This window comes from Burkholderia sp. COPS (genome assembly GCF_019425585.1).
In the GTDB taxonomy this organism is placed as follows: Bacteria; Pseudomonadota; Gammaproteobacteria; order Burkholderiales; family Burkholderiaceae; genus Burkholderia; species Burkholderia cepacia.
Window position 1 is genome coordinate 90429 of record NZ_WIXR01000016.1, and the last position, 25629, is coordinate 116057.

Genomic DNA, 25629 nt, shown 5'->3' on the forward strand with positions numbered 1-25629 from the left:
CAGGAAAGCAGGAAAGCAGGACAACGGGACAACGGGACAACGGGACAACGGGACAACGAGACAACGAGAAAGCGCGGAATGCACGCCGCTGAAGCGATGGGCGATGCCGCTACGTCAGGCGTCGGTCACCCACGCGCCGAACCATTCGCTCGGGCGTGCGATCTCGTCCTGCGCGGCGACGAGCTCGAGCTCGTAGCGGCGCGCATCGTAGGTCGCTTTCACGACCGCATGCACGGCTGCGAGCGTGTGCTCGAACGCGGCGCGCACGGAGTCGCCGCGCAGCCGGCATGCGACGAAGATCGCGCTGGTCAGGTCGCCGACGCCGACCGGATGGCGCGGAAACGCGTACAGCGGGCGCTGGCCGATCCATGCCTCGGTTTCGGTGACGGCGAGCATGTTGAAGCGATCGGCCGGGCTGTTGCGGTCGTGCAGGTGCTTGACGAGGATGATTTGCGGGCCGCGGCGGATCAGCGCGCGGCACGCTTCGACGGCTTCGGCGACGGTTTCGATGCGCCGCCCGGCCAGCTTCTGCAGTTCGGTGTGGTTCGGCGACATGCCGTCGGCGAGCGCCGGCATTTCCTGGACCATGAATTCCTCGACGCCGGGTTCGGGCCGGATGCCGCCCGTCTGGCCCATCGCCGGATCGCAGAAGTACCACGCGTTCGGGTTCATCGCCTTCACCGAGCGGACGATCTCGACGGCCGCGCGCGCCTGCGGCGGCGAGCCGAGGAAGCCGGACAGCACGGCGTCGCAGCGCTTGAGCGCGCCGATCGCGGCGATGCCGTCGACGAGCTGCTCCATCTTCGCGGCATCGATCGCGCTGCCCGCCCAATGGCCGTACTGCATGTGATTCGACAACTGCACGGTATTGAGCGGCCAGACGTTGACGCCGAGGCGCTGCATCGGGAACACGGCCGCACTGTTGCCGGCATGGCCGTAGATGACGTGCGACTGAATGCTGAGGACGTTTTTCATGGGAATCGCCTGCACGCGTTTCAGGGTCACGTCACACGATACCCGAGTTCGTCGCGCGCGCGGAAGTCGCGCGGCCCCGGAGTGTTGCGCGCCGTCGTCAGCGCGACCGCGTAGAATCGCGGGGCGCGAGGCGGCCCGGCTGCCCGCGTGCGTCTCCAATCACCGTGATCGCCATGCTTTCGATTCGCAAGATGTTGTATGCCGTGCGCGCCGTCGTGCTCGGCGCGGGCGTCGCCGCCGCGTGCGCCATGCCTGTCGCGGCGGCCGCCGCATCGGCCGCCGGCAACGACGGGCCCGTGTACGGCCCGCGCCTGGAAGGGTTCACCTATCCGGCACCCGTGCGGGTGTATACGTTCGTGTCGCAACGCGAAACGCTCGAGATGGCCTATCTCGACGTGCCGCCGGCGCACCCGAACGGCCGCACCGTCGTGCTGCTGCACGGGAAGAACTTCTGCGCGGCGACCTGGGAGGACACGATCGGCGTGCTGAGCCGGGCCGGCTATCGCGTGATCGCACCGGACCAGATCGGCTTCTGCAAGTCGTCGAAGCCCGATCGCTACCAGTACAGCTTCCAGCAACTGGCGCGCAACACGCACGCGCTGCTCGAATCGGTGGGGGTGAAGTCGGCGACGATCGTCGGCCACTCGACGGGCGGGATGCTCGCGATGCGCTACGCGCTGATGTATCCGAAGGCGACCGAGCAGCTCGTGCTCGTGAACCCGATCGGCCTCGAGGACTGGAAGGCGCTCGGCGTGCCGCCGCTGCCGGTCGACTACTGGTATGCGCGCGAGCAGAAGACTACGGCCGACAGCATTCGGCGCTATGAGCAGGGCACGTACTACGCGGGCAAGTGGTCGCCGTCGTACGAGCGCTGGGTGCAGATGCTCGCCGGGATGTACCGTGGCGCCGGCCGCGACGCGGTCGCCTGGAACTCCGCGCTGATCTACGACATGATCCTCACGCAGCCGGTGGTCTACGAACTCGGCGCGATCCGCGTGCCGACGCTGCTGATGATCGGCGACAAGGACACGACCGCGATCGGCAAGGACGTGTCGCCGCCCGACGTGCATGCGAAGCTCGGCCGCTACCCGGAACTCGCGAAGCGGACGCAGGCCGCGATCCCCGGCGCGCAGCTCGTCGAATTCCCGGCGCTCGGGCACGCGCCGCAGATCCAGGATCCGGACGCGTTTCACAAGGCGCTGCTCGACGGGCTGGAGGCCGCGCACCCGCAGTGACGCGGGGGCGGCCGCGGGCGGCTCGGGCGCGTGCCGTCAGCGCACCTCGCTCGCGAGCTCGTCGCGGATCTGCGCGGTCAGTTCGAACGAACGCAGCCGTGCCGCGTGATCGTAGATCTGCGCGGTGACGATCAGCTCGTCGGCCCCCGTCTGCGCGATGCGGTCGCGCAGCTTGTCGCGCACGGTGTCGCGCGAGCCGACCGCCGCGAACGACAGCGAATGCGCGACGGTCGCGAGCTCGAGTTCGTTGGCCTCGAGCACGTCGACGGGCGGCGGCAGCTTGCCCGGCGTGCCGCGCCGCAGATTGATGAACTGCTGCTGCAGCGACGTGAACAGGCGCCGCGCCTCGTCGTCGGTATCGGCGACGAACACGTTGACGCCGACCATCGCATGCGGCTTCGGCCACGCGGCCGACGGCCGGTACTGCGCACGATAGATCTCGAGCGCGCGCATCAGGTAATCCGGCGCGAAGTGCGACGCGAACGCGAACGGCAGCCCGAGCATCGCCGCCAGCTGCGCGCTGAACAAACTCGAACCGAGCAGCCACACGGGCACGTCGAGCCCCGCGCCGGGCACCGCGCGCACGCGCTGGCCGGGCACCGGCTCCGCGAAGTAGCGTTGCAGCTCGGCGACATCGTCCGGAAACGAATCGGCGCTGCCGATCAGGTCGCGGCGCAGCGCGCGCGACGTGGTCTGGTCGGTGCCGGGCGCGCGGCCGAGGCCGAGGTCGATGCGCCCCGGATACAGCGACGCGAGCGTGCCGAACTGCTCGGCGATCACGAGCGGCGCGTGGTTCGGCAGCATGATGCCGCCCGAGCCGACGCGGATCGTCTGCGTCGCGCCCGCGACATGGCCGATCACGACGGCGGTGGCCGCGCTCGCGATGCCCGGCATGTTGTGATGCTCGGCCAGCCAGTAGCGCTGGTAGCCCCACCGTTCCGCGTGCTGCGCGAGATCGACGGTGTTGCGGAACGCCTGGGAGGCGTCGGCGCCGGCCGGAATGGGGGCGAGATCGAGTACGGAAAACGGAGTCATCGGTTGGCCTTCGAACAAGGGGGCTGGGTGATGCGCTTACGCAACAAATGCCAGGGATTTTGCCAAAGGGTTCCGGAACGTGCTGGGAGCGGCGCGATACCCATGCGCGTTTCAGGGGTGCAGGGCCGAATCCGGTGATCGTTGCAAAAATCAATCCAATCGGCGATTAATTACCAATCTTTACGGCGATTGGATGTGAATCCGCATCGACGTACAAATTTGCACGAAACGATTGATTTTCAAGACTGCAATACGCCTGCAAACCGCTTACGCTAACGTGAACGCGGGTGCGCTCAAATGGTTCGCCGACTGCGCAGCTTTGCCGGAAATGCACAAGTCCGTTTCTCGTAGCGCCGAGCGCGGGGTGCCGCAGACTGCTAAAATCCGGCGCCTGCCCATGTTGTGCCGAAGGTAGCCATACGAGTCTTCCCGCATCTCGCCCGGGTTTCCCGCGGAGGTGCACCACGCGAAACCGGGCATGGCCATACCCGAAGGATGGGTCGAGCCTTCCTCATATACAGACGCTGCTGGAACAAGGAGTCGGGTCGTGCCCGCGTTCGTCGTTGTCGGAATACCGAATCACGCTCAATCGCGTTCAAGCGTTCTCCATGGCGTTCAGGTCGCCGGGAGGCGTCGCGCATGACGGCAACCGCAACGATGCTCGACTGGCTCCTGATCGTCTTCACGCTGGCCGCGGCCGGTTATGCGCTCGTCGCCGCGTTCGCGCCGCGGCCGCGTACGCCGCGCACGGCCGCGCGCGACGGTTTCGAGCCGGTCAGCGTGCTCAAGCCGCTGTGCGGCGCCGAGCCGCACCTGTACGAAAACCTCGCGACGTTCTGCGAGCAGCGCCATCCGCGTTACGAAGTACTGTTTGGCGTCGCGTCGGCGGCCGATCCGGCCGTCGCCGTGGTCGAACGGCTGCGCGCCGATTACCCCGAGTGCGACATCACGCTCGTGATCGATGCGCGCGTGCACGGCAAGAACCTGAAGGTCAGCAACCTGATCAACCTCGCCGAACGCGCGAAATACGGCCGCATCGTGATCGCGGACAGCGACATCGCGGTGACGCCCGATTATCTGGAGCGCGTGACGGCACCGCTCGCCGACGTGTCGGTCGGCGTCGTCACGTGCCTGTATCATGCGCGCAGCGTCGGCGGGTTCTGGACGCGAATCGGCGCGCAGTTCGTCGACGCCTGGTTCGCGCCGTCGGTCCGGATCACGCATCTCGGCCGCTCGAGCCGCTTCGGCTTCGGCGCGACGCTCGCGCTGACGCGCGACACGCTCGACCGGATCGGCGGTTTTCCCGCGCTGAAGGACGAACTGGCCGACGATTTCTGGCTGGCCGAGCTGCCGCGCCGCCTCGGGCGCCGCACCGTGCTGTCGGAGGTCGAGGTCGCGACCGACGTGATCGAGCCGTCGTTCGGGCCGCTGTGGCACCGCGAGACGCGCTGGCTGCGCACGATCCGTTCGCTGAACCCGGCCGGTTTCGCGTTCCTGTTCATTACGTTCACCGTGCCGTGGCTCGCGATCGGCGCGGCGCTCGCGCTGCGCCTCGACGGAACCTTCGCCGGCTCGCTGGCGGGCGGGGCGGCCGTGGTGGGCGCGTTCGGGCGGCTCGTGCTGCACGCGCGCGGCGAGGACGGCTGGCGCGCATTCTGGCGCGACTTGCCGCTCGTCGCGGTGCGCGACACGCTGCTCGCGCTCGAGTGGCTCGCGGCCGTGTTCGGCACGCATGTCGTGTGGCGCGGCGCGAGGATGACGGTCGTCGGCGGCGAGCGCGCGACGGCGGCCGTGGAAGCAGTGGACGGCCGCTAGGGCCGTTCCGGTCGAACCCGGCCCGAGGGCCGACACGCGCTGCGCGGCGAGGCCGCGCGGCGCGACATGACAGAGAGGCGGGCGCCGGCTGGGCGGCCCGCGGTTTTTTTGACTGAATCGTTGTAACGAAACGAACTATGCAGGCTACCGGAGCATTCATGAAAACGCTGTTCTTGCAGGCCCCTTCGTATGACGGCTTCGACGGCGGAGCCGGCTCGCGCTATCAGGCGAAGCGCGAAATCCGTTCCTTCTGGTACCCGACGTGGCTCGCGCAGCCGGCCGCGCTCGTGCCGGGCAGCCGCGTCGTCGACGCGCCGGCCGACGGCCTGTCGGTCGAGGAAACGCTGAGGATCGCCAACGACTACGATCTCGTGATCATCCACACGAGCACGCCGTCGTTTCCGACCGACGCGATGTTCGCGCAGGATCTCAAGAAGATGAAGCCGTCGATGCTGGTCGGCATGGTGGGCGCGAAGGTGATGGTCGATCCGCACAATTCGCTCACGGCGAGCGAGGCGATCGACTTCGTGTGCCGCGAGGAATTCGACTACACCTGCAAGGAAATCGCCGAAGGCAAGCCGTTCCCCGAGATCAAGGGCTTGAGCTGGCGCGCGAAGGACGGCTCGATCGAGCACAACGAAGCGCGTCCGATCCTCGAGAACATGGACGAACTGCCGTTCGTCGCGCCCGTCTACAAGCGCGACCTGAAGATCGACAACTACTTCATCGGCTACCTGAACTACCCGTACGTGTCGATCTACACGGGCCGCGGCTGCAAGTCGCGCTGCACGTTCTGCCTGTGGCCGCAGACGGTCAGCGGCCATCGCTACCGCACGCGCTCGGTCGAGAACGTGCTCGCGGAAGCGAAGTGGATCCGCGACAACATGCCGGAAGTGAAGGAACTGATGTTCGACGACGACACCTTCACCGACGACCTGCCGCGCGCCGAAGCGATCGCCATCGGCCTGGGCAAGCTCGGCATGACGTGGTCGTGCAACGCGAAGGCGAACGTGCCGTACAAGTCGCTCAAGATCATGAAGGAAAACGGCCTGCGCCTGCTGCTGGTCGGCTTCGAATCCGGCGACGACCAGATCCTCGTGAACATCAAGAAGGGCGTGCGCACCGATTTCGCGCGCCGCTTCAGCGCGGACTGCAAGAAGCTCGGCATCAAGATCCACGGCACCTTCATCCTCGGCCTGCCGGGCGAGACGCAGGAGACCATCAAGAAGACGATCGAGTACGCGAAGGAAATCAATCCGCACACGATCCAGGTCTCGCTCGCCGCGCCGTATCCGGGCACGACGCTCTACAAGCAGGCCGTGGAAAACGGCTGGATGGAAGAGAACAAGACCATCAACCTGGTGAGCAAGGAAGGTGTGCAGCTCGCGGCGATCGGCTACGCGCACCTGTCGCGCGACGAGATCTACCATCACCTCGAGCAGTTCTATCGCCAGTTCTACTTCCGTCCGTCGAAGATCTGGGAAATCGTGCGCGAGATGCTGACGAGCTGGGACATGATGAAGCGCCGCCTGCGCGAGGGCGTCGAATTCTTCCGCTTCCTGCGCGCGCACGAGGCGTAAACCGTGGCGACGCAGCGGGCGGCGCGGGCGCTGATCTTCACCGCGGACGACTTCGGGCTGCACCCGCGCGTCAACGCGGCAGTCGAACGCGCGCACCGCGACGGCGTGCTGAACGCCGCGAGCCTGATGGTCGGCGCGAGCGCCGCACCGGATGCGATCGAGCGTGCGCGGCGCCTGCCGTCGCTCGCGGTCGGCCTGCATCTCGTGCTCGCGGATGGGCCGGCCACGCTGCCCGCGCATGAGATTCCCGCGCTCGTCGGCCCCGATGGGCGGTTCGGCGACGCGATGGCGAAGGACGGCTGCCGCTTCTTCTTCCTGCCGCACGTGCGGGCGCAGTTGCGCCGCGAGATTCGCGCGCAGTTCGACGCGTTCGCGGCGAGCGGCCTGCCGCTCGACCACGTGAACGCGCACAAGCATTTCCACCTGCATCCGACCGTGCTGTCGCTGATCATCGAGATCGGCCGCGACTACGGGTTGCGCGCGGTGCGGCTGCCGTACGAGACGAGCGCGCCCGCGCTGCTCAAGCCGTGGATCGCGCTCGTGCGCGCGCGGCTCGACCGGGCGGGGCTCGCGCACAACGACTACGTGGTCGGGATCGAGCATACGGGCGCGATGGACGAGGCCGTGCTGCTCGACGCGCTGGCCAAGCTGCCGCCGGGCGTCGGCGAGATCTACTGCCATCCGGCCGAGGCCGGCGACGGCCCGATCACGCCGACGATGGCCGGCTACCGTCCGGCGGACGAACTCGATGCGCTGCTGTCGCCGCGCGTCGCGGCCGCGCTGAAGGCCGCGGGCGTCGCGACCGGCGGCTTTGCCGACGTGTTCGGCCAGCTCGCGGCGCAGCGCGGCGGGCTGGCGTCGCGCGCACCGGGAGCGCAGCCGTCATGATCAAGTGGATCAAATGGCTCGGCTGGCCGCTCGGCATCGGCATCCTGCTGGCGCTGGGGCTGCACGAAGGCATCGGCGACGTGTCGCAGATGCTCGCGCGCGCCGGTTACGCGCTGCTGTGGCTCGTACCGTTCCACGCGTTGCCGTTGCTGCTCGACGCCTACGCGTGGCACCTGCTGCTCGACAGGCGCTCGTCGCTGCCGTTCCTCTGGTGGATCGCGACCGTGCGCGAAGCGGTGAACCGGCTGCTGCCGGTGGTCGGGATCGGCGGCGAGCTGGTCGGCATCCGGCTCGCGCGCTGGCAGGTGCCCGACGCGAGCCGCGTGACGGCGTCGGTGATCGTCGAGGTGCTCGTGACGATCGTCGTTCAGTACGCGTTTGCCGCGCTCGGCCTCGTGCTGCTGCTCGCGACGACGGACAACATGGGCGGCGGCACGATCGGCCTCGCGCTGCTGCTGACGCTGCCGCTGCCGGTGCTCGGCGTCGTGCTGATGCGCCGCGGCGGGATCTTCCATGCGATCGAGCGTTTCGCGGGCCGCCTGCTCGGCGATTCGCACCGGCTGCTGCAGGGCGTCGACGGCAAGCGGCTCGACGCCGACATCGATGCGCTGATGTCGCGCACGGGCCTGTTGTTCAGCGCGTTCTTCTGGCAGCTGGCCGGCTACGTGCTCGGCGCGCTCGAGATCTACTGGGCGCTCGCGCTGCTCGGCCATCCGGTGTCGATCGGCGGCGCGATCGCGATCGAGGCGATGACGCAGGCCGTGCGCCATGCGGCGTTCATGGTGCCGGGTGGCCTCGGCGTGCAGGAGGCGACCGTCGTGCTGCTCGCGCAGATGTTCGGCGTCGATCGCGAGACGGCGCTGTCGCTCGCGCTGGTCAAGCGTGGCCGCGAGGTGCTGTTCGGCTGCCTCGCGCTCGGGTCGTGGCAGCTTGCCGAACTCGTGCGCACGCGCCGCAGCATCGGTGCGCCGCCGGCCGTGCCGCGCGCGCCGCAAGCGACGGGCCGCGTGGCGGAAACCGAATCCGAAACCGAAACGATGCATTGACCACGAGACGGGCCGCGCGCCCGTCTCGCGCTTTTGGCGTCGCGCGGGTATCCTTGCCGCGTGTTTTCTCGACGCGCATTTCTTCCGATGAATTTCCGTTTCCGGCTGCTCCCCGTGACGATGCTGGCCGCCGCGCTGGCGCTGACCGGCTGCGACGACAAGCAAGGCAACCTCGACGTGCAACGTATCAGGGACTTCTTCAACGCGATCAAGCCCGCGCCGCTGCTGCTGAAGGGGCTGAAGGCCGGCGAATCGACCGAGGCCGACGTGCGCGGCACGATGGGCAAGCCCGAGACCGAGCGCGACTTCACCGACGGCTCGAAGCGTCTCGAATACCCGCGCGGCCCGATGGGCAACCAGACGTGGTTCGTCGACCTCGATGCGAACGGCCGCTACACGGGCGCGACGCAGGTGCTGACCGCCGAGAATTTCGCGAAGGTGCGCCCGGGGATGAACGAGGATGAGGTGCGCCGCCTGCTCGGCAAGCCCGGCGACATCGCGCAGTATCCGCTCAAGCCCGAGACGGTCTGGAGCTGGCGCTGGCTCGAGGACGGCGTCAACACCGACGCGTTCTTCAACGTCCATTTCGGCCCGGACGGGCTCGTCTACACGACTTCGCGCTCCGACATCCTGAAGGGGCGGTAAGCCCGACCGTCTTCGGCGCTATATCGAAAAAGCGACCGGAAAATTGCAAAAAGTCCGCTTCCCCGGCCGTTATCCGGTTGTCAGGGAGCGGCTTTTTTCCTTTTGAAACAGCGGTGTAGGTCGCGGTTGAAAATGATGGGGCGGATTGTTGCGACGCAGCAATCACGTGCCGGGTGATTTGAGGCAATCAATTTCGCTTGCGACTATCCGCGTCAGCCCGGCGCGGGACAGGCAGACGCGTCGGCATCCATTCCAACTCTGGAGACGCGCGTGTTCCTTTACGGCTTTGGTCCTGTCCTCTGGGCCGGCACCGTGCAGACCATCGAGCTGTCGGTGCTGTCGCTCGCCACTGCGGTGGCGCTGGGGCTGATCGGCGCGGTGGCGAAGCTGTCGCACAACCGGGTGCTGCGAGCGATCGCGACCGGTTATACGACGCTGATCCGCTCGGTGCCCGATCTCGTCCTGATGCTGCTGCTGTTCTACAGCATCCAGATCTGGCTGAACCAGTTCACCGACTTCGTCGGCTGGGACCAGATCGACATCGACCCGTTCGTGGCCGGCGTGCTCACGCTCGGCTTCATCTATGGCGCGTACTTCACCGAGACGTTCCGCGGCGCGTTCCTGTCGGTACCGCGCGGCCAGCTCGAAGCCGGTGCGGCTTACGGGATGAGCGGGATGCGCGTGTTCGTGCGGATCATGTTTCCGCAGATGATGCGTTTTGCGCTGCCGGGCATCGGCAACAACTGGCAGGTGCTCGTGAAGGCCACCGCGCTGGTGTCGATCATCGGTCTCGCGGACGTCGTGAAGGCCGCGCAGGACGCCGGCAAGAGCACGTTCAACATGTTCTTCTTCATCCTCGTCGCGGCGCTGATCTATCTCGCGATCACGACCGTTTCCAACCTCGTGCTGATCCAGCTCGAGAAGCGTTATTCCATGGGCGTGCGGCACGCAGAACTATGATCGAGATCCTCCAGGAATTCGGCCAGGCGTTCCTTTACTGGGACGGCCAGCGCCTCTCCGGCCTCGCGGTGACGCTGTGGCTGCTCGTCGCGTCGATTTCGCTCGGCTTCGTGTGCGCGGTGCCGCTCGCGGTCGCGCGCGTGTCGAAGAACAGGTGGGTGTCGACGCCGGTGCGGTTCTACACGTACGTGTTCCGCGGCACGCCGCTCTACGTGCAGTTGCTGCTGCTGTACACGGGCATGTACAGCCTCGAGTTCGTGCGTTCGCACTCGCTGCTCGACGCGTTCTTCCGCAGCGGCTTCAACTGCGCGATTCTCGCGTTCGCGCTGAACACCTGCGCGTACACGACCGAGATCTTCGCGGGTGCGATCCGCGCGATTCCGCACGGCGAGGTCGAGGCGGCGCGGGCATACGGGATGTCGCCGTTCACGATGTACCGCCGCGTGATCCTGCCGTCGGCGCTGCGTCGCGCGCTGCCGCTGTACAGCAACGAGGTGATCCTGATGCTGCACGCGACCACCGTCGCGTTCACGGCGACCGTGCCGGACATCCTGAAGGTCGCACGCGATGCGAATTCCGCGACCTACATGGCGTTCCAGTCGTTCGGAATCGCCGCGCTGATCTATCTTGCGGTATCGTTCGCACTCGTCGCGGCGTTTCGCCGCGCGGAGCGCCACTGGCTCGCGTATCTCGCGGCCGCCCGTCATTGATTCACTTCGAGGAGAGCCAGTTGGCCGAGATCACTCAAACGAGCGCGTCCGCTTCCACCAAGCTTGCCGCGGTCGACATTCACAAGCGCTACGGCGACAACGAGGTGCTCAAGGGCGTATCGCTGAACGCGAAGGCCGGCGACGTCATCAGCATCATCGGCGCGAGCGGCTCGGGCAAGAGCACGTTCCTGCGCTGCATCAATTTTCTCGAGCGGCCGAATGCGGGGCAGATCGTCGTCGACGGCGAGACCGTGCGCACGAAGACCGACCGCGCCGGTGCGCTCGAAGTCGCCGATCACAAGCAGCTTCAGCGCATCCGCACGAAGCTCGCGATGGTGTTCCAGCACTTCAACCTCTGGGCGCACTTGAACGTGCTCGAGAACGTGATGGAAGCGCCGGTGCACGTGCTCGGCATTTCGAAGAAGGAAGCCGAGGAGCGCGCGCGCGAGTACCTGGAGAAGGTCGGTTTGCCGCCGCGCGTCGAGAAGCAGTATCCGTCACATCTTTCCGGTGGCCAGCAGCAGCGCGTGGCGATTGCGCGCGCGCTGGCGATGCATCCGGACGTGATGCTGTTCGACGAGCCGACGTCGGCGCTGGACCCGGAACTGGTGGGCGAAGTGCTGAAGGTGATGCAGAAGCTGGCCGAGGAAGGCCGCACGATGATCGTCGTCACGCACGAGATGGGTTTCGCGCGCAACGTGTCGAATCATGTGATGTTCCTGCATCAGGGGCGGACCGAGGAAGAGGGCGATCCGAAGGAAGTGCTGGTACGCCCGCAGAGCGAGCGGCTGAAGCAGTTCCTGTCGGGCAGTCTCAAGTAACGCGACAGGGCGGGTTTCATACGTGGTACCGGTGTCTCGTCCCGCAGGCGCCACCCGCACGATGCAGGTGGCGATCGTTGCATTGCCGCCCGTGTCGATGTCGGGCGTGGGTCCGATCGTCGATGCGCTGAACCTCGCGAACGAGATCGACGGGCGGCTGCTGTATCGCTGGCAGGTGTGTTCGTGGGACGGGCGGCCGGTGCCGCTTGCCGGCGGTGCGCAGTGGCATGCCGATGCGGCGTTCAACGATGCGATCGCATGCGACTGGGTCATCGTCGTGTCGGAGCGGTTTCAGCAGTTTGCCGACTATCGGTTGTTTCTCGCGAGTCTCGCGCGGGTCGGGCAGCGCACGCCGCTCGTGACCGGAATTCATCATGGCGTGTGGTGGCTGGCGATGGCCGGGCAGCTTTCCGGGTACCGGGTGAGCGTGAACTGGGAGACGTATCAGCAGTTCGCCGAACAGTTCGAGCGGTCGATCGTCACGCAGCAGATCTTCGAGATCGACCGGGACCGCGCGACGTGCGCGGGTGGGCAGGCTACCGTGGATTTCATGCTGGCCATGATTGGCCGGGAACATGGGGCGGACCTCGCGGAGCGGATTGCCGATGCTCTCGGGGTCGGGACTTTGCGGAGCGGCGAAGAGCGGCAGCGGATTCCTTTTGTGACTGCGCCGGGCGAGCGGCATCCTCGGTTGAACGATGCGTTGCTGCTCATGGAAGCCAATGTCGAGGATCCGTTGACGACCGACGAGATCGCCGAACTCGTCGGCGTTTCACGCCGGCAGCTCGAGCGGCTCTTTCGACAGTATCTCGGGGCGATGCCCTCGAAGTATTACCTCAACCTCCGGTTGCTCAAGGCCCGGACTCAGTTGCAGCGGACCAGCAAGTCGGTTGTGCAGGTTAGCCTCGCCTGTGGGTTTTCTTCCGCTGCGCACTTTTCCAACGCGTACCGCGAAAGGTTCGGGGTCACGCCTCGGGAGGATCGGCGAGCGTGGCTCGAGAAGCAGACCGGCGGGGGCAGTGAACCACGGGGTGGGGCGCTCGTCGAGCGCGGGAAGGATTGATTTCAGGTTTTTTGCGGTGTGCTTGCCTTTTTCGTCGTGAAGCACCTGTGATCTTGTCGGTCTATTAGCGTCGCCCCTGCGCGGGGCGGCGGTCACTTTTCTTTGTCTTGCCAAAGAAAAGTAACCAAAAGAAAGGCGCCCGGAAAACGCATGACTTCCCGGTGCCGTGGTCCCCGGAGTGGACACCGCCTAAGTGTCCGCGCCAGTCAGGAGACCGGAGTGGTTCGAGCAATGGTTCTGACGCCACTCCCTACCCAACAGAGCGGTATACCGCCCGCCAGCTCCATCCTCGCTTCGCTCGGCTGCAAGGTACCTCCCGTCGCGTTTCATGCGCTTGCTGCTTTTGCCCGCGCTGATCAGCAAATCGACACTCTTTACTCACACCATTCGTACCTGTCGGACTGCTTGTCATCGGTACTTGTTTGATAACGACCGTGGCCGTGTGTTTTCGTGATTGATTGCTGCGTCCCTTTTTCCTGCGAACGCGTGTGTCCTTGATTTGCTGAATTCGGGGTACTTGCGCGCGCGATTGCCGGGAGGATTGACCTTATGCGCTACTGGAGCGGGTGTACCGGTCGGCCGAGCGAAGCGAGGGCGGAGCTGGCGGGTGGTATACCGCTCTGTTGGGTAGGGCGTGGTGTCAGAACCATTGCTCGAACCACTCCGTGTTCCTGACTGGCGCGGACACTTAGGCGGTGTCCACTCCGGGGACCACGGCACCGGGAAGTCATGCGTTTTCCGGGCGCCTTTCTTTTGGTTACTTTTCTTTGGCAAGACAAAGAAAAGTGACCGCCGCCCCGCGCAGGGGCAACGCTAATAGACCGACAAGATCACAGGTGCTTCACGATCACAGGTGCTTCACGACGACAGAGGCAAGCACACGCCCCCCAAGCCGCAAAACCAGCAACGCTTCCACGAAACCACCCGCCCGGAGAGAGGGCAAAATAAAGCGCACTATCCGCTTCCGATAGAACCCGTCGCAATTCCGCAAGACGCTTGCGTCACCCTTACCTAAACTTGATCCTGTTGAACCCTCTTACGAAACCGAAAGGAACGACCATGACGACCTCGACCGTGACCCGCCAGACATTCGACGAAGTGATGGTGCCGGTATTTTCTCCCGCGCCGTTCGTGCCGGATCGCGCAGAGGGCTCCCGCGTGTGGGACACGGCCGGCCGCGAGTACATCGATTTCGCGTGCGGCATCGCGGTGACGTCGCTCGGCCACGGCCACCCGGAACTGCTGAAAGTCCTGGACGAACAAAGCCGCAAGCTCTGGCACATCGGCAACGGCTACACGAACGAGCCGGTGCTGCGCCTCGCAAAGCGCCTCGAATCGCTGACCTTCGCCGACCGCGCGTTCTTCGCGAACTCGGGCGCGGAAGCGAACGAAGCCGCCCTGAAACTCGCACGCCGTGTCGCGTTCGACCGCCACGGCGCCGACAAGGCGGAAATCATCTCGTTCGTGCAGTCGTTCCACGGCCGCACGTTCTTCACGGTCAGCGTCGGCGGCCAGCCGAAGTACTCGGAAGGCTTCGGCCCCGTGCCGGCCGGCATCACGCACCTGCCGTACAACGACATCGAAGCCGCGAAAGCCGCGATCGGCCCGCAAACCTGCGCAGTGATCGTCGAGCCCGTGCAAGGCGAAGGCGGCGTGATCCCGGCCGATCCGGCATTCCTGAAGGCACTGCGCGAAGCCTGTGACGCGAACGACGCACTGCTGATCTTCGACGAAGTGCAAACGGGCGTCGGCCGCACGGGCCAGTTCTACGCGTACATGGACACGGGCGTCACGCCGGACATCCTCACGACCGCCAAGGCGCTCGGCAACGGCTTCCCGATCGGCGCGATGCTGACGACCAACGAACTGGCCGCGCACTTCAAGGTCGGCGTGCACGGCACGACGTACGGCGGCAACCCGCTCGCATCGGCGATCGCCGACAAGGTCGTCGAACTGATCGGCGACCCGGCACTGCTCGAAGGCGTGCGCGAACGCAGCGTGCGCCTGAAAGGCGCGCTCGAGCGCATCAACGCACGCTTCGGCATCTTCAAGGACGTGCGCGGCAAGGGCCTGCTCGTCGGCGCGGAACTCACCGCCGCATTCGATGGCCGCGCGAAGGACTTCGTCACCGCGGCAGCAGAAAACGGCCTGATCATGCTGATCGCCGGCCCGAACGTGCTGCGCTTCGTCCCGTCGCTGGTGATCCCGTTCGACCTGCTCGACGAAGGCGTCAAGCGCTTCGAGAAGGCCGTCGAACAAGTGCTCGCCGCCCAGGAAGCCACCGCGCGCTGATCGGCGCACCCATCGCAGACAGGAACGACGATGCTATTTGTTCGCCCCGGCAAACTCACGGATCTCGACGCGCTCGCGCACATGGCGCGCACCGCGCAACCGGTCCTGCACTCGCTGCCGCACGACCGCGCGGCGCTCGAAGCGCGCGTGGCGCTCTCGGAGGATTCGTTTCGCGCGGACGTCGACTTCGCCGGCGAGGAGTTCTATCTCTTCGTGCTCGAGGATTCGTCGACGGGCAAGCTGCTCGGCACGGCGAGCATCGTGGCCGCGGCCGGTTACTCGGAACCGTTCTACGCGTTCCGCAACGACGCCCTGATCCACGCGTCGCGCGAGCTGCACGTGAACCGCAAGATCCACGCGCTCACGATGTCGCACGAGCTGACCGGCAAGAGCCGGCTCGCGGGCTTCTACGTCGATCCGTCGCTGCGCGGCGACGCGGCCGCGCACCTGATCTCGCGCGCCCGGATGATGTACATCGCCGCGAACCGCCGCCGCTTCACGCCGGAAGTGTTCACGCTGCTGCTCGGCGTGAGCGACGACACGGGCGCGTCGCCGTTCTGGGAAGCGGTGGGCCGCAAGTTCTTCGGCCGCAACTTCACCGACGTCGACATCGCGTCGGGCGGCCGCAGCCGCACCTTCATCGCGGAAGTGATGCCGGCGTATCCGCTCTACGTGCCGCTGCTGCCGGAAGCCGCGCAGCGCGTGCTCGGCGAGCCGAACCAATCGGCACTGCTCGCCTACGACATCCATCTCGAGGAAGGCTTCGAGCCCGACCGCTTCGTCGACATCTTCGACGCGGGCCCGGTGCTCACCGCGCAGGTCGACCGCACCGCGTGCGTGAAGCACGGCACGGAGCGCGTCGTGCGCGAGGCCGCGCACCAGCAGGGCGACGTTGCGTACATGGTGTCGACGGGCAGCGGCGAATCGTTCCGCTGCGTGCTGGCCGACCTGCCGGGTGATGCGGCCGACGCGCCGCTCGCCGGCGACGTGCGCGCGGCGCTCGATGTGAAGGATGGCGATGTCGTGCGCTGCGTGCCACTGCACCGCCGCGACGATGAAGATTTGAAGGGAGACGCAGCATGATCGTCGTTCGGGTCGTACAAACGGGCGACGTCGACGCGCTCGTGTCGCTCGCGAAGGAAACCGGGCCGGGCCTGACCACGTTCAAGCCCGACCGCGACGCGCTCGCCGCGCGCATCGAGCGCACGCGCCGCACGCTCGAGGGCGAGGCAGCGCCCGGCGAGGCCGGCTACTTCTTCGTGATGGAAGAATCGAAGACGGGCGACATCGCGGGCGTATGCGGGATCGAGTCGCAGGTCGGCCTCGAACAGCCGTTCTACAACTACCGCGTAAGCACGGTCGTGCACGCGAGCCAGGAGCTCGGCGTGTGGACGCGCATGCACGCGCTGAACATCTCGCACGACCTGACCGGCTACGCGGAAGTGTGCTCGCTGTTCCTGAGCCCGCGTTATCGCACGGGCGGCGTGGGCGGCCTGCTGTCGCGCTCGCGCTTCATGTTCATCGCGCAGTTCCGCGAACGCTTCCCGGAACGCATCTGCGCGGAACTGCGCGGCCACTTCGACGAAGACGGCACGTCGCCGTTCTGGCGCGCCGTCGGTTCGCACTTCTACCAGATCGATTTCAACGCGGCCGACTACCTGAGCTCGCACGGCCGCAAGTCGTTCCTCGCGGAACTGATGCCGCGCTATCCGGTGTACGTCGACCTGCTGCCGCAGGACGCGCAGGACGCGGTTGGCCTCACGCACCGCGACACGCTGCCGGCCCGCAAGATGCTCGAGGCGGAAGGGCTGCGCTACCAGAACCACGTCGACATCTTCGACGCGGGCCCGGTGCTCGAATGCCACGTGAACGACCTGCGCACGGTGCGCGAGAGCGTCGTCGTGCCGGTCGCGATCGGCGTGCCCGACGCGCAGGGCGACCATCCGCCGACGTCACTCGTGTCGAACACGTCGCTCGCCGATTTCCGCGTCGGCGTCGCGCCGGGCGTGGTCGCGAACGGCTCGTTCGTGCTGTCGGCCGACGATGCCGCCGCGCTCGACGTGAAGGCCGGCGATCCGGTCCGCGTGCTGCCGCTCAAAGTCAAACAGGGATAAACGAATCATGACGGAACTCTTCATCGACGGCGCCTGGGTCGCAGGCTCGGGCCCCGTGTTCGCTTCGCGCAACCCGGGCACCGACGAGATCGCGTGGCAGGGCGAAAGCGCGTCGGCGGCCGACGTCGACCGTGCGGTCGCGAGCGCGCGTCGCGCATTCGCCGGCTGGTCGGCGCTCGACTTCGAATCGCGCTGCGCGATCGTCAAGCGCTTCGCCGCATTGCTCAACGAACGCAAGGAAGCGATCGCGACCGCGATCGGCCGCGAGACGGGCAAGCCGCTGTGGGAAGCGCGCACCGAAGTCGCGTCGATGGCCGCGAAGGTCGGCATTTCGATCCAGGCCTACCAGGAACGCACCGGCGAAAAGCGCCAGGACATGGCCGACGGCGTCGCGGTGCTGCGCCACCGCCCGCACGGTGTCGTCGCGGTGTTCGGCCCGTACAACTTCCCCGGCCACTTGCCGAACGGCCATATCGTGCCCGCGCTGATCGCCGGCAATGCGGTCGTGTTCAAGCCGTCGGAGCTCGCGCCGGGCGTCGCGCGCGCGACGGTCGAGGTGTGGCAGGAAGCCGGGCTGCCGGCCGGCGTGCTGAACCTCGTGCAGGGCGAGAAGGACACGGGCATCGCGCTCGCGAATCACCGGCAGATCGACGGGCTGTTCTTCACCGGCAGCTCGGACACCGGCACGCTGCTGCACCGGCAGTTCGGCGGCCGTCCGGAGATCGTGCTCGCGCTCGAGATGGGCGGCAACAATCCGCTCGTGATCGGCGAAGTCGAGGACATCGACGCGGCCGTCCATCACACGATCCAGTCGGCGTTCCTGTCGGCCGGCCAGCGCTGCACGTGCGCACGCCGCATCTTCGTGCCGCAGGGCGCGTTCGGCGACCGCTTCCTCGCACGCTTCGCCGACGTCACGTCGAAGATCACGGCCGACGTGTTCGACGCCGATCCGCAGCCGTTCATGGGCGCGGTGATCTCGGCGCGCGCGGCCGCGAAGCTCGTCGACGCGCAGTCGCGCCTGATCGAGCAGGGCGCGAAGCCGATCATCGCGATGACGCAGCGCGATCCGCGCCTGGGCTTCGTGAACGCGGCGATCGTCGACGTGACGGGCGTGGCGAACCTGCCGGACGAAGAACACTTCGGCCCGCTCGCGCAGATCGTCCGCTACGCGACGTTCGACGAAGCGATCGAGCGCGCGAACGACACGGCATTCGGCCTGTCCGCCGGGCTGCTCGCCGACGACGCGCACGCATGGGACCACTTCCGCCGCACGATCCGTGCGGGGATCGTCAACTGGAACCGTCCGACCAACGGCGCATCGTCCGCCGCGCCGTTCGGCGGCACTGGCCGCTCGGGCAACCATCGCCCGAGCGCGTACTACGCGGCCGACTATTGCGCGTATCCGATGGCGTCGGTGGAAAGCACGCAACTGACTTTGCCCGCGAGCCTGTCGCCGGGCCTGCACTTCTGATCGAGGGAACGACGATGAACGCACAAGAAGCCAATTTCGACGGGCTCGTCGGCCCGACCCACAACTACGCCGGCCTGTCGTTCGGCAACGTGGCGTCGCTCAACAACGAGAAGTCGGCCGCGAACCCGAAGGCCGCCGCGAAGCAGGGGCTGCGCAAGATGAAGCAGCTTGCGGATCTCGGCTTCGCGCAAGGCGTGCTGCCGCCGCAGGAGCGGCCGTCGCTGCGCCTGTTGCGCGAGCTCGGCTTCTCGGGCAAGGACGCGGACGTGATCGCGAAAGCCGCGAAGCAGGCGCCCGAACTGCTCGCCGCCGCGAGCTCGGCATCGGCGATGTGGACCGCGAACGCGGCCACCGTCAGCCCGTCGGCCGACACGAGCGACGGCCGCGTGCACTTCACGCCGGCGAACCTCTGCAGCAAGCTGCACCGCGCGATCGAACACGAAGCGACGCGCCGCACGCTGTCGACGCTGTTCGCCGATCCCGCGCACTTCGCGGTGCACGAAGCGCTGACCGGCACGCCGGCACTCGGCGACGAAGGCGCGGCGAACCACACGCGCTTCTGTGCCGAATACGGCAAGCCGGGCATCGAGTTCTTCGTGTACGGCCGCGCGGAATACCGCCGCGGCCCCGAGCCGAAGCGCTTCCCGGCACGCCAGACCTTCGAGGCGAGCCGCGCGGTCGCGCATCGCCACGGGCTCGCCGAAGAAGCGACGGTGTATGCGCAGCAGGACCCGGACGTGATCGACGCGGGCGTGTTCCACAACGACGTGATCTCGGTCGGCAACCGCGACACGCTGTTCACGCACGAGCGCGCGTTCGTCAACAAGCAGGCGATCTACGACACGCTGACCGCCGCGCTCGACGCACGCGGCGCGCGCCTGAACGTGATCGAGGTGCCCGAAGCGGCCGTGAGCGTGAACGACGCGGTCACGTCGTACCTGTTCAACAGCCAGCTGCTGTCGCGCGCGGACGGCTCGCAAGTGCTCGTCGTGCCGCAGGAATGCCGCGAGAACGGGAACGTCGCGGCTTATCTCGACGAACTCGCGGCCGGCAACGGCCCGATTCACGACGTGCTCGTGTTCGACCTGCGCGAAAGCATGAAGAACGGTGGCGGCCCGGCGTGCCTGCGCCTGCGTGTCGTGCTCAACGACGCGGAACGCGCGGCCGTCACGTCGAACGTGTGGATCAACGACACGCTGTTCACGTCGCTCGACACGTGGATCGACCGGCACTATCGCGATCGCCTCGCACCGGAAGACCTCGCCGATCCGGCGCTGCTCGACGAATCGCGCACGGCGCTCGACGAGCTCACGCAGATCCTGCGCGTCGGTTCGCTGTATGACTTCCAGCGCTGAGGCACGGATGCCGGCCAACGTGCTGCTCGACGACTTCCTCGCGTTCACGCTGGCCGGTAGCGCGCCGTCCGTGACGGACGGCACCTGCGCGGCCGGCGCCGTGCGCTGGTCATGGCGCGGCGACGGTCTGCTCGCGCTCGAACCGGCCGCGGCCGCCGGCGCGGCGCGCCCGAGCGTGCTCGTGTCGGCCGGCGTGCACGGCGACGAAACGGCGCCGATCGAGTTGCTGTCGATGCTCGTGCGCGATCTCGCATCGGGCGCGCTGCCGCTCGCATGCCGGCTGCTCGTCGTGCTCGGCAACGTGCCGGCGATGCGTGCCGGCGAGCGTTATCTCGACGACGACCTGAACCGCCTGTTCAGCGGCCGTCATGCGCAGGTGCCCGCCAGCCGCGAAGCTCCGCGCGCCGCGCAGCTGGAAGCGGCCGCCGCCGCGTTCTTCACGGACGCGCCGGCCGGCGCCGCGCGCTGGCACATCGACATGCATGCGGCGATCCGCGCGTCGGTGTTCGAGCAGTTCGCACTGCTGCCGCACACGGGCACGCCGCCGACGCGCACGATGTTCGAATGGCTCGGCGACGCGCGCATCGCGGCCGTGCTGCTGCATACCGCGAAGGGCAATACGTATTCGCATTTCACGGCCGAGCACTGCGGCGCGCTCGCGTGCACGCTGGAACTCGGCAAGGTGCGCCCGTTCGGCCAGAACGACCTGACGCGCTTCGCACCGGCCGATCGCGCGGTGCGCCAGCTCGTGTCGGGCGCGGGCGGAGATGCGGTCGCGCAGGGCGATCATCCGCCGCTGCCGCGCGTGTTCACGGTGATCGACCAGATCACGAAGCAGAGCGATGCGCTGGAGCTGTTCGTCGCGGCCGACGTCGCGAACTTCACCGCGTTTGCACGCGGCACGGTGCTCGCGCAGGACGGCGACTACCGCTACACGGTGACGCACGACGAGGAACGGATCGTTTTTCCGAACCCGACCGTGAAGCCGGGCCTGCGCGCGGGCCTGCTCGTCGTCGACACGACGCGCGAGACGATCGCGGCGCTCGTTTGAGCGCATGTCCCGACCGGCTGCCGATTGCGCTGCCGCGACGGCACGGCCCGTGCCTGACCCGCAACCCGTCGGTATCCCGTCGTCGCCCGCATGCCGGGGCCGACGGCATGCACCCCCCGGCTTGCGTATTTGCGACACCGTTTTGCAAGTTCGGCGGATCGCCTGACCGGCGCCGCGCGCGCAGCGCAGCATCGCGCGACGTCGCCCGCTTTGCCATATCGGGCCGCGCGGATTGGTACAATCGCGGCCTTGCGGCTGTTGCGCCGCATCACGGCGTGGCATCGCGATTGTCGTGGTCATCCGACCCTGCAATGATGCAAGCGCCCGTAGTTCCGGAACATTCGAGTATCGAGGAGAGCACCTGATGAAGTTGGATTGGCGTAAAGTGGCCGCGCATGCGGTGGTGGCGGCATCGGCGGTGGCGGCAGGCAACGCGGTTGCCGCGGATCTGAAGGAGATCCGGTTCGGCGTCGAGGCCTCGTACGCACCGTTCGAATACAAGACGCCCGACGGCAAGCTGACCGGCTTCGACATCGACATCGGCAACGCGGTGTGCGCGAAGCTGAAGACGAAGTGCGTGTGGGTCGAGAACGACTTCGACGGGCTGATCCCGGCGCTGCAGGCGCGCAAGTTCGACGCGATCAACTCGGACATGACGATCACCGACCAGCGCAAGCATGCGATCGCGTTCACCGATCCGATCTACACGATTCCGAACCAGCTGATCGCGAAGCAGGGCAGCGGCCTGCTGCCGACCCCGCAATCGCTGAAGGGCAAGCGCGTCGGCGTGCTGCAGGGCACGATCCAGGAAGCGTACGCGAAGAAGAAGTGGGCGCCGGCAGGTGTCGAGGTCGTGCCGTACCAGACGCAGGACCTGGCCTACGCCGACCTGAAGTCCGGCCGTCTCGATGCGACGTTCCAGGACGCGGAAGCCGGTTCGAAGGGCTTCCTTGCGAAGCCGCAAGGCCAGGGCTTCGCGTTCGCGGGCGGTACCGTGAGCGACGCCGAGATCCTCGGCTCGGGCGTCGGTTTCGGCCTGCGCAAGAACGACGCGGCGTTGAAGACCGCGCTCGATCAGGCGCTGAAGGACCTGAAGGCCGACGGCACGATCGACAACCTCGCGAAGAAGTACTTCAGCGTGCCCGTGACGCTCAAGTAAGCGTTGCGTTCGATCGCACGATGCAAGCAAACCGGCCGCTCATGCGGCCGGTTTGCTTTTGCAGGCGGGAAAGGGAGGAAAGCGGCGGGGGGGGCCGCCGCGTCACGCCGGAAAGAACCGGCCCAGTTCGCGTGCGAGCTCGTTGAGCACGCCCATCTCCTGCTGCGTGATCTTGCGCGCGGGCTGCGCGCCGGCCCAGTCGCCGTACAGCAGCGCGACGGTCGTCGTGCCGACGCGCACGGGCAGCAGCACGAACGCGCGCGTGTCGTCGAACGCGTCGAGATACCACGCGGGCAGGCGCTTGAGCATCTTCGGCTCCCGTGCCTGCTCGATGAAGATGCCGACCGAGTTCGAGATCGCGAGATGAAACACGTCCGGCTCGAAGCGCTCGTCGAAGCGCAGCCGGTCGAGCATCGTATCGACGCCGGGGCCGAAGCCGAGGCGCGCGGCGAACATGCCGTCGTCGTGACGCACGAACATCACGGTGCGCGTGAACGCGAGGCCGGCCAGCAGGCTTTCCGACGCGAGCGCGAGTACCGGCGTCAGCACGTGCTCGGACGGCAGCGCGCGCAGGTCCGCGAGGCCGGCTTCGAGGCATGCCTCGGGCTCGGCCTGTGCGCGCGCGATCGCATCGGCGTTCGCGCGCAGCTCGACGATCTCGCGCATCATGGTGTCGCTCGCTTCCTCGCGCGCGAGCCGCTCGGCGATCTCGACGAGCGCGTCGGGTTCCATGCCGAGTTCCGCGCCGTAGTGCTGCGCGAGCGCGGCGATGCGCGCGTCGCGCTGCGGGCTCGCGGGCATCACGAGCGCACCCGCGACGTCGGTCGAGCAGCGGCTGATCTCGCGCAGCCAGCGGACGCGCTCGGTCGGGCCGTCGTCGGACACCTCGCCCGCATCGAGGTCGTCCTCGTCGTGGCCGAACGCGTCGCTGCGGACCACGTGGTCGTGGTCGGCCATCCCCGCGCGGATCACGTCGGGCAGCCGCCAGCGCGCGGCCGCCTCGAGCCCGATCTCGTCGAAACCGACACCGAGCACGTCGATGCAGGCGGCCGCTTCGTCGCCGTTCAGTTCGGCCGCGCGGCGGCGGATCCGGTCCCATTCGCTGTCGAGATAGCAGACCACGAGCAGCTTGCCGACCTGGCGCATCAGCGTGCAGACGACGGCTTCCTCGCCCGCGCGCAGCTCGACGCGTTCGGTGAGCTTGCGTGCGACGCAGCCGGACAGCAGCGCGCGGTTCAGTTCGAGCTTCGCGTCGATGCGCCGCGGCGTACTGTGGTGGAAATGGTCGACGAGCTTGAGCCCGACGACCAGGTGGCCGACGGCATCCATGCCGAGCACCATCAGTGCGCGGGTCACGGTCGTGATGTTGCCGCCGAACGCCATGTACATCGCGGAATTCGCGAGCCGCAGTACTTTCTGCGTGAGTGCGAAGTCCGACAGCACGACGCGCACGAGCGCGGTGAAGTCGAGGTCGTCGTTCTTCATCGCGGCCATCGTCGCGCGCAGCGATTCCGACAGCAACGGGAAATCGCCCCGTTCGTTCATCCGGGCCCACAGCTTGTCGAGCAGCGCGGTGCGGGGCAGGTGTTCGGTGATTGACATACGGATCTGTCCGGTTCGCCGCGCGTCAGGCGGCGGCGTGCAGGTGCAGCTGATGGGCCTCGAAGCGCCGCGCAAGCTCCTCGGACGGCAGCGCCTGGCAGACGAGCCAGCCCTGGATATGGTTGCAGCCCATTTCCGTCAGCAATTCGCGCTGCGCCTCGGTCTCGACGCCTTCCGCGACGAGCTCGAGATCGAGCGTCTGCGCGAGGCCGACCACGGCCGACACGATCGCGCGGTCGTTGCGCGAGGTCAGCAGGTTCTCGACGAAACTGCGATCGATCTTCAGCTTCGCGAGCGGGAAGCGCTGCAGATACGCGAGGCTCGAATAACCGGTACCGAAATCGTCGATCGCGAAGCGGATGCCGAGATCGGTCAGCTCCTCGAGCAGCCCCTTCGCCTGCGCGGGATCGTGCATCAGCAGGCTTTCGGTGATCTCGAGCACGATGCGGCGCGGGTCGATGCCCGTCAGCGCGATCGCCTCGCGCACGCTTTGCGTGAAGCGCGGGTCGCGGAACTGCTGCGGCGACACGTTGACCGCCACGTACTGCAGCGCGAGCCCCTGGCGATCCCACGCGACGAGCTGCATGCACGCGGCCTTGAGCACCCAGTTGCCGAGATAGTTGATCAGGCCGATCGATTCGGCGAGCGGAATGAAGGTCGCCGGCGGCACGAGGCCGTGCACCGGATGGCGCCAGCGGATCAGCGCCTCGACGCCGACCACCGCGCCCGACTGGCTGCGCGTGATCGGCTGGAAATGGAGCGAAAACTCGCCGTTGCGCACGCCGTCGTACAGGTCGGCCTCGAGCTTCAGCCGTTCGGCATCCGCCGGGTCGTCGACGGGCGCGTGGAACGCGAGCGCGTTGCCGCCCGACGCCTTCGCCTGCGCGAGCGCGTGGTCGGCACGGCGCAGCAGCGGGCTGTGGTGCTGCGCGCGATGCGGGGCGGCACGCTCGTCAGGGTAGAGCGCGATGCCGATGCTCGCGGACAGGTGCACGGTCTGCCCCTGGTACACATAGGGCTGGCGCACCGCGGCCTGCAGCCGGCGTGCGAGTGCATCGGCGGCATTGCTCGCCTGCGCGCGGTCCGGCGCACTGAGCACGACCGCGAACTTGTCGCTCGCGACGCGCGCGAGCTGTTCGTTCTGCGTGACGAGCGCCTTCAGCCGCTGCGCGGTTTCGCGCAGCAGCGTGTCACCCGCGTCGTAGCCGAGCGCGCGGTTGATCCGCTGGTAATCGTCGAGGTCGAGCAGCAGCAGTGCCGCGCAGGTGCCGCCTTCGTCGGCGGCCTGCTGCGCGCGCATCAGAGCGGGCACGAGCGCGGACAGGTTGTCGAGGCCCGTCATCGGGTCGTGGTGCATCTCGTAGGTCAGGCGCGCCTCGAGCGCGCGCCACGACGACACGTCGAACGCCGCGATCGCGAACCCGTCGACGCCATGGTGGCGGCTCTTGAACGCGCGGATCTCGACGTCGAGCGGGTAGGTCAGCGATTTCACGATGCACATCGTCGCCTTCTCGACCTGGCCGGAACGCGCGGCGCGCGCAAGCAGGCCTTCGAGCGCCGCGGTATCCTGTTCGGCGATCAGGTCGCGTAGCGTCAGCGTGTGCAGGTAGTCGCGGTGGTAGCCGATGAAGCGCAGGCTTGCGTCCGACACGTAAAGAAAACGCAGTTCGCGGTCGACATGGGCGAGGAAATCCACCGTGCCAACCGTCTGTTCCAGCCAGTTGCGTACGGAGTCGTCGCGTCGCGGGGCGCCGGCGCGCGCGGGCATCAGCGCGCCGCCCGACCAGGCGAAGCGGCGCAGCGTATGCAAGG

General features: G+C 67.3%; 21 protein-coding genes. 17 read left to right on the forward strand and 4 right to left on the reverse strand.

All coding sequences use genetic code 11. The features are described from left to right. Positions 1–114: 114 nt before the first annotated feature. On the reverse strand, positions 115–975 hold the full coding sequence (pdxY, locus tag FOZ70_RS15455; RefSeq protein WP_042977705.1) for a pyridoxal kinase PdxY: 861 nt from the start codon (positions 973–975) through the stop codon (positions 115–117). Positions 976–1148: 173 nt separating this feature from the next. On the opposite strand from pdxY, the gene FOZ70_RS15460 reads away from it, so the two are divergent. Then, positions 1149–2210, forward strand: a complete 1062-nt coding sequence (locus FOZ70_RS15460; protein WP_059486609.1) for an alpha/beta hydrolase — start codon at positions 1149–1151, stop codon at positions 2208–2210. Positions 2211–2246: 36 nt separating this feature from the next. Here FOZ70_RS15460 and FOZ70_RS15465 read toward each other — a convergent pair whose 3' ends face one another. Continuing rightward, positions 2247–3245, reverse strand: coding sequence for an LLM class flavin-dependent oxidoreductase (locus FOZ70_RS15465; RefSeq protein ID WP_048024384.1), 999 nt, complete (start codon positions 3243–3245; stop codon positions 2247–2249). 639 nt (positions 3246–3884) lie between these two features. Between FOZ70_RS15465 and hpnI the strand changes: the two genes are divergently transcribed. The 16 genes from hpnI to FOZ70_RS15545 all read left to right on the forward strand — a co-directional run bounded on the left by hpnI (position 3885) and on the right by FOZ70_RS15545 (position 22215). After that, positions 3885–5060, forward strand: a complete 1176-nt coding sequence (gene hpnI / locus FOZ70_RS15470; protein ID WP_059486612.1) for a bacteriohopanetetrol glucosamine biosynthesis glycosyltransferase HpnI — start codon at positions 3885–3887, stop codon at positions 5058–5060. 137 nt (positions 5061–5197) lie between these two features. Continuing rightward, positions 5198–6640, forward strand: a complete 1443-nt coding sequence (hpnJ, locus tag FOZ70_RS15475; RefSeq protein WP_346656403.1) for a hopanoid biosynthesis associated radical SAM protein HpnJ — start codon at positions 5198–5200, stop codon at positions 6638–6640. Between the two features lie 3 nt (positions 6641–6643). Then, entirely contained in the window at positions 6644–7528 is an 885-nt protein-coding gene (gene hpnK, locus FOZ70_RS15480; RefSeq protein ID WP_219706203.1) for a hopanoid biosynthesis-associated protein HpnK, read from the forward strand. Further along, positions 7525–8574 carry an HpnL family protein gene (locus FOZ70_RS15485; protein WP_048024390.1) on the forward strand — a complete coding sequence of 350 codons (1050 nt, stop codon included), beginning with the start codon at positions 7525–7527 and terminating at the stop codon, positions 8572–8574. Before hpnK ends, FOZ70_RS15485 begins: the two co-directional genes overlap by 4 nt. Positions 8575–8661: 87 nt before the next feature. After that, positions 8662–9219 (forward strand): lipoprotein, encoded by a 558-nt coding sequence (locus FOZ70_RS15490; RefSeq protein ID WP_021163189.1) that lies wholly within the window; start codon positions 8662–8664, stop codon positions 9217–9219. Between the two features lie 270 nt (positions 9220–9489). Continuing rightward, positions 9490–10179, forward strand: coding sequence for a histidine ABC transporter permease HisQ (hisQ, locus tag FOZ70_RS15495; protein WP_021163190.1), 690 nt, complete (start codon positions 9490–9492; stop codon positions 10177–10179). Next, entirely contained in the window at positions 10176–10889 is a 714-nt protein-coding gene (locus tag FOZ70_RS15500; protein ID WP_048024394.1) for an ABC transporter permease, read from the forward strand. Before hisQ ends, FOZ70_RS15500 begins: the two co-directional genes overlap by 4 nt. A gap of 20 nt (positions 10890–10909) precedes the next feature. Further along, positions 10910–11710, forward strand: a complete 801-nt coding sequence (locus tag FOZ70_RS15505; protein ID WP_219706204.1) for an ATP-binding cassette domain-containing protein — start codon at positions 10910–10912, stop codon at positions 11708–11710. Positions 11711–11732: 22 nt separating this feature from the next. Next, positions 11733–12773, forward strand: coding sequence for a GlxA family transcriptional regulator (locus FOZ70_RS15510; RefSeq protein WP_027787973.1), 1041 nt, complete (start codon positions 11733–11735; stop codon positions 12771–12773). A gap of 1059 nt (positions 12774–13832) precedes the next feature. After that, positions 13833–15065, forward strand: a complete 1233-nt coding sequence (locus tag FOZ70_RS15515) for an aspartate aminotransferase family protein (protein ID WP_021163194.1) — start codon at positions 13833–13835, stop codon at positions 15063–15065. A gap of 30 nt (positions 15066–15095) precedes the next feature. Then, positions 15096–16148, forward strand: a complete 1053-nt coding sequence (aruF, locus tag FOZ70_RS15520; protein ID WP_021163195.1) for an arginine/ornithine succinyltransferase subunit alpha — start codon at positions 15096–15098, stop codon at positions 16146–16148. Next, entirely contained in the window at positions 16145–17179 is a 1035-nt protein-coding gene (astA, locus tag FOZ70_RS15525) for an arginine N-succinyltransferase (RefSeq protein WP_048024400.1), read from the forward strand. Before aruF ends, astA begins: the two co-directional genes overlap by 4 nt. Positions 17180–17186: 7 nt before the next feature. Next, positions 17187–18650, forward strand: coding sequence for a succinylglutamate-semialdehyde dehydrogenase (gene astD / locus FOZ70_RS15530; RefSeq protein ID WP_219706205.1), 1464 nt, complete (start codon positions 17187–17189; stop codon positions 18648–18650). Between the two features lie 14 nt (positions 18651–18664). After that, entirely contained in the window at positions 18665–20005 is a 1341-nt protein-coding gene (gene astB, locus FOZ70_RS15535) for an N-succinylarginine dihydrolase (protein WP_021163198.1), read from the forward strand. A gap of 7 nt (positions 20006–20012) precedes the next feature. Next, entirely contained in the window at positions 20013–21056 is a 1044-nt protein-coding gene (gene astE, locus FOZ70_RS15540; RefSeq protein ID WP_219706261.1) for a succinylglutamate desuccinylase, read from the forward strand. A 364-nt stretch (positions 21057–21420) separates the two neighbouring features. Continuing rightward, on the forward strand, positions 21421–22215 hold the full coding sequence (locus tag FOZ70_RS15545; protein ID WP_042976569.1) for an ABC transporter substrate-binding protein: 795 nt from the start codon (positions 21421–21423) through the stop codon (positions 22213–22215). Between the two features lie 102 nt (positions 22216–22317). Here FOZ70_RS15545 and FOZ70_RS15550 read toward each other — a convergent pair whose 3' ends face one another. After that, positions 22318–23817, reverse strand: a complete 1500-nt coding sequence (locus FOZ70_RS15550; protein WP_059589922.1) for an HDOD domain-containing protein — start codon at positions 23815–23817, stop codon at positions 22318–22320. A 25-nt stretch (positions 23818–23842) separates the two neighbouring features. Beyond that, positions 23843–25585, reverse strand: a complete 1743-nt coding sequence (gene cdpA / locus FOZ70_RS15555) for a cyclic di-GMP phosphodiesterase CdpA (RefSeq protein WP_196482326.1) — start codon at positions 25583–25585, stop codon at positions 23843–23845. Positions 25586–25629: the final 44 nt, after the last annotated feature.